Here is a 6,030-nt window from a genome sequence, read left to right on the forward strand (position 1 = left end):
GGTCAGGCGCTGGAATGGGATCTACGCAATCAACTTCAGCAGATCACTACCGTCACACGAGCAACCGAAGCCAGCGATCACGAACGCTATATCTACGATGGCCAGGGCCAGCGCTGCCGCAAGATCAACAGCGCGCAAACCTCCAGTCGCACATTGAATAATGAAGTCCGCTACCTGCCGGGACTGGAAATCCGCACCAATGCCGATGGCGAAATCCTGCATGTCATCACGGTCCAAAATGCACGAGCGCTGCACTGGCAGGCAGGTCTGCCGAACAACATTACCAACGACCAGATCCGCTACAACCTGAACGATCATCTCGGGTCGAGCACGCTGGAGCTGGATCAACAAGGCAGCCTGATCAGCCAGGAAAGTTATTACCCGTTTGGAGGTACGGCGTGGTGGGCGGCACGCAGTGCCGTGGAGGCGAAGTACAAGACGGTGCGTTACTCAGGCAAGGAGCGCGATGCGAGTGGATTGTATTACTACGGTTTCCGCTATTACGCGCCATGGCTGCAGCGTTGGATCAATCCGGACCCGGCCGGTGATGTAAACGGGCTTAATCTATTCTCTTTCGTTACCAACAACCCCATCACTCACAGCGATCTGGACGGGAGATTTTATGAAGGAAAAGATGACCCCACTGAAGAACTTATTACTTCCACGGGCGATATCATCCGTTACCGTGGTTTGAATGAGTTCCCTGAGCACCATCAAAAAATATTGAAAGATGCCTTGAAAAAAACCGAAAAAATCTATAAGCATGCATTGTATTTAATCAGCAACCACCCCACTGAAAACGATGACATTATGAGCAGCTTCTTTGGTCAACAGCATGCCGACATAATGCACCATGTCATAGAGTCCTGGAGGCAGACCCACTTACGGGTTTCCGAATACAGAGGAAGATTCGGTAAAGGGAAATTCGTCGGCATAGAGGCCGCCGACAGCAAGGATAACGCCTATATCAATCCTAATGACCCACACGGCCGAGTCGTTATGAATGTAGATAAAATCAAAAAAAAGAAACTACATATCACACTGGGCCACGAACTCTCCCATTTAAGCAATGTAACCGGAAGCGAAGTAACAGGACCGGACTCATATGACTATTACTACCTCTTCCCTAAAGACCTTTCAAAACTGACAAATGGCGAAAATGTGACGAACCAAAACAAGTACCGAGCGGTTGCAGAAGCGATCACCAGCGGTGGCTTGACCCGCGATTATTTTTCAAAAATTCAAGACTTGGCCGACGAATTTGAAACACGAGTCCGAGCTCTTCATTCAGCCCCCGACACAATCGTCGATCTGGACACTGCCATCACTGAATTCAATCGAGATCCTGGCATCATTGCTGAAATGTCTTCAAATAACGCCGACAGCCTGATATGGGCAGCACAGCAACTGCACAAGCGTTACAAGGAAAAGTTTCCGGCAGGGCCATCGAAGCGTGCTCGCAGAGAATAGGTACAACTAACCAACCTGAACTGGACTGAGTTCAGGCCGCAAACAAGGACGCTTGCGAATGAATATGTCGGTGCACAGCCAAACACCATCGCTGGTCGTCATCGATCCGCGTGGTTTGCTGATACGCAGCATTGCGTTTTGTCGCAGTGAGCAGGATCAACCTATGGATGAGCGGGTGACCTATCAGACCCATGATGCGATGGGACGCCTGGTCAGTCAGCGTGATCCGCGTCTTGCTCACCCCAACCTCAATACGATTTACAGCCTCAGCGCTCAGGTGCTGCTGAGCGACAGCGTCGATGCCGGTTGGCGGCTTGGTTTATGCGGTGAAGCAGGTCAGGTTGTTGATGGGTGGGACGGTCGTGGCAGTCAGCGCCAGATTGAATACGACGAGTTACTGCGACCATTGGCTATTACTGAACAGGCGCAAGTCACCGAACGCTTTGGCTATGGCGGGCCCGATGCTTTTGCTCATAACCAGTGCGGCCAGTTGATACGCCATGACGATATGGCGGGCACTCGGCGTATACCCGATTATGGTTTACTCGGGAGTGTGCTGAGCGAGGTTCGGCAATTCTTGCTGGCTGTGGAAATGCCGGATTGGCCACAGCCTGAAGACGAGCGCGATGCCCTGCTGGAGGACGCCCTACTGCAAACGCAATGGGTGTTCAATGCCTTGGGCGACACTACTCTGCAAACCGATGCAATGGGCCATGCGCAGCACTTCATGCAGACCGTGGCCGGGAAATTGAAAGCAGTTGATCTGACCCTGGCCGGTGCTGCGGCACAGACGCTGCTCAGCGATATCCACTACAACGCCTTCGATCAGGTCGAGCAGGAAACCGCAGGCAATGGCGTGATCAGCCGCTCACTCTACGATCCGCAAGATGGCCGGTTGATGGAGCGCAGTGCTGAACGCTTGCAACACCTCAAATACGTTTACGACCCTGTTGGCAATATCCTGCAGATCGAAGACGCCGCGCAGCCGGTTCGTTTCTTTGCCAACCAGCGTATTGAACCGACCAGTCATTATCACTACGACACGCTGTATCAACTCATCGAAGCCACAGGCCGCGAGGTCAATACCGGTGCCAGTCATGGCCCAGCCTTGCCCGACCTGCAAAACCTGCCGCCCGATCCAAATCAGATCAGTCATTACACCCAAAGCTACGACTATGACGCAGCAGGCAATCTGTTGCAGATGCGCCATGTCGGCGCGCAGTCATTTACCCGCACCATGCACGTGGCCCCGGACAGCAATCGCAGCTTTTCGGACGATCAAACCGGGGTGGATTTCGACGCCAACGGCAACCTGCTGCAACTGGTGCGCGGTCAGGCGCTGGAATGGGATTTGCGCAATCAATTGCAGCAGATCACGACCGTGACCCGAGCCACCGAAGCCAGCGATCACGAACGCTATATCTACGACGGGCAAGGCCAGCGCTGCCGCAAGATCAACAGCGCCAAAACCTCCAGTCGCACATTGAATAATGAAGTCCGCTACCTGCCAGGAGTGGAAATCCGCACCACTGCCGATGGCGAAATCCTGCATGTCATTACTGCCAAGAATGCACGGTTACTGCACTGGCAAGCTGGCCAGCCAGGCGGTATCGCCAACGATCAAATCCGCTACCACATCAGCGATCATCTCGGCTCAAGCATGCTGGAACTGGATCAACAAGGCCAACTGATCAGTCAGGAAAGTTACTACCCGTTCGGCGGTACTTCATGGTGGGCGGGACGTAACGCGGTGGAAGCGAAGTACAAGACGGTGCGTTACTCAGGCAAGGAGCGGGACGCAAGCGGATTGTATTACTACGGATTCCGCTATTACGCGCCATGGTTGCAACGCTGGATCAATCCTGATCCGGCGGGGGATGTGGATGGGTTGAATCTTTTCCGTTTCTCAAAAAATGCCCCCACCTTGTGGGTGGATCCGTCGGGCTCAAGTCCTTTTAATTTTGCTGATGTGGCTGCCGAACTCGGGAGAAGTGGTGATCCGGTCCAAGCGAAAGGGCTTAAAGGTATCGCCCGCTGGAACCCACAGCTTGGTGGTTCGCTCCATATAGCGTTGACGTCCAGCAGAGAAGGTTTGGCCTTTGCACAAAAAACGACCAATCAACTAATGTCTCCCTTTGCGTCACCGACAGATCGCGAGACACTCTTAAGCCACTATAGAACTTCATTTGAAACCACCCCTAGCACAGATACACAAATCCTCCGGATGTTAAGCCAGAGTATCAGGCCACTTTCCTTATTTCTTCAAAACTGGGACAACGAAAGGATGGTTGGTATGAGTGAAGACAGAAACAATCGGCAAGTAGCTTGGCAATATACCAATGACTCTGAACATCATTTATTCATGAGAGCAGGTCCTCTCCATAACGAAGCCCATCGTGCAGCCTGGAACATTATTCATGAAGCTTCGCATATAGCCTTGGACACTAAAGACTTCTGGTACATAAACACACCAGGGGCAACTCCGTCGGGGGCCAGCGGGGCAGGCTCATATACGGGAAGAATTGATATCCTCGCTCAATTACAGAGGCTACAGATACACTACGAAAACGCTCTATGGAGTGGGCCCGACGTAGCAAATTTCGACAGCTCAGCTTTCAAGGAAGACCCGTTGCAACGAACCCGAGTGCTGTTGAAAAACGCCGACTCCGTATCACTGGCGATTTCGTTCATTAATGAGCAATTTAACGGCCCAATGGCCAAACTCAGCGTATTGCATCCCTCTAGTATTCCTGCTCTGGATCTAGCCACTGAGACACCAAAACGCACTCAATATCGGCGTTTTTCCTTATGAAAATACTATGACAGGCCCCATCTCTTTCTCTTGAGGGAAATTTCCGAGAAAATCCGGACCTATTGCGCCTCGGCATTTGCCTCTCTAGCCTGCACCGGTCGCTGCAAAATCAGCAATCAGGTTTGGTAGACCTGAGTGACCAGTGCGCAATGCGCCCCCTTTTACGAGGCGCATTTTTACGGCCTGCATTATGATGGCCGTGCGCTTGGCGTCTTCGGACGCACCGGTTGCCTGGTCACCGGTCTACCAACCTGCGTGCGGCCGCCACCCTTCGTTTGGTAGCGATAGTGGCAGTTCCTGGCCTTCTCGGTCCTGCATCTGGCAAAAATGGCCAAGGCCATGGTGGATCGCTCGATAGCCTGTCTGTAACAGGTAGGTATCGTCAGTCCCCGTTGCAGACAAGCCCTCTCCAACAATTTGGTGTGTTCATCCTGTAGGAGAGGCCTTAGCAGCGACGGCTGTATTTCAGACAACCTCTAAATATGGGGCTCACTTCATACCTCTTCGCGGATTAATCCGCTCCCACACAGTGTTCTCCGGCCTTTCTGAACTAGACTCATTGCAGATCGCAGACAGGGACGCTTGCGCATGAATATGACAGTGCACAGCCACACACCATCGCTGGTCGTCATTGACCCGCGTGGTTTGCTGATACGCAGCATTGCGTTTTGTCGCCGTGAGCAGGATCAGCCTATGGATGAGCGGGTGACCTATCAGACCCATGATGCGATGGGACGCCTGGCCAGTCAGCGTGATCCTCGCCTTGCTCATTCCAACCTCAATACGATTTACAGCCTCAGCGCTCAGGTGCTGCTGAGCGACAGCGTCGATGCCGGTTGGCGGCTTGGGTTATTGGGTGAAGCGAGTCAGGCTATTGATGGATGGGACGGGCGCGGCAGTCAGCGCCATATCGAATACGACGAGTTACTGCGCCCATTGGCGATTACTGAACAGGCGCAAGTCACCGAACGCTTTGGCTATGGTGGATCTGATGCCTTTGAGCATAACCAGTGCGGCCAGTTGATACGCCACGACGATACGGCGGGCACTCGGCGTATACCCGATTACGGTTTACTCGGGGCTGGGTTGAGCGAGGTTCGACAATTCCTGCTGGCCGTGGAAATGCCGGATTGGCCACAGCCTGAAGGCGAGCGTGATGCATTACTGGAAGACACCGCACTGCAAACACAGTGGCTGTTCAATGCCTTGGGCGAAGTCATTGAACAAACAGATGCCATGAACCATCAGCAGCACTTCCGGCAGACCGTGGCCGGACAGTTGAAAGCCGTAGATCTGAAGCTTGCAGGAACCGTGCAATCGCAAACGCTGGTCAGCGATATCCACTACAACGCCTTCGATCAGATCGAGCAGGAAACCGCAGGCAATGGCGTGATCAGCCGCTCACTCTACGATCCGCAGGATGGCCGGTTGATGGAGCGCAGCACCGAACGCTTGCAACATCTCAAATACGTTTATGACCCGGTTGGCAATATCCTGCAGATCGAAGACGCCGCGCAGCCGGTTCGTTTCTTTGCCAACCAGCGTATTGAACCGACCAGTCATTATCACTACGACACTCTATATCAACTCATCGAAGCCACAGGCCGTGAGGTCAGTACCGGTGCCAGTCATGGGCCGGCCCTGCCCGACCTGCAAAACCTGCCGCCCGATCCAAATCAGATTAGTAATTACACCCAAAGCTACGATTACGACAACGCTGGCAATCTATTGCAGATGCGCCATGTCGG

The 6,030-nt window shown here is 53.2% G+C and carries 2 protein-coding genes and 1 pseudogene; all 3 read left to right on the forward strand.

From position 1 onward, the window contains the following. Nucleotides 1-1,470, forward strand: a 1,470-nt coding sequence (locus ALQ04_RS27450; protein WP_259645096.1) for an RHS repeat-associated core domain-containing protein, incomplete at its 5' end; no start/stop codon positions are given. Between the two features lie 58 nt (nt 1,471-1,528). After that, the gene (locus ALQ04_RS26665) at nt 1,529-4,282 is read left to right on the forward strand and encodes an RHS repeat domain-containing protein (protein WP_122318777.1); all 2,754 of its coding nucleotides are present in this window, start codon (nt 1,529-1,531) and stop codon (nt 4,280-4,282) included. 588 nt (nt 4,283-4,870) lie between these two features. Then, nucleotides 4,871-6,030 (forward strand): annotated as a pseudogene (locus ALQ04_RS26670) (RHS repeat protein); the annotation flags it as partial.

The sequence above is a fragment of the Pseudomonas cichorii genome (assembly GCF_003700275.1).
Lineage (GTDB): Bacteria > Pseudomonadota > Gammaproteobacteria > Pseudomonadales > Pseudomonadaceae > Aquipseudomonas > Aquipseudomonas cichorii_B.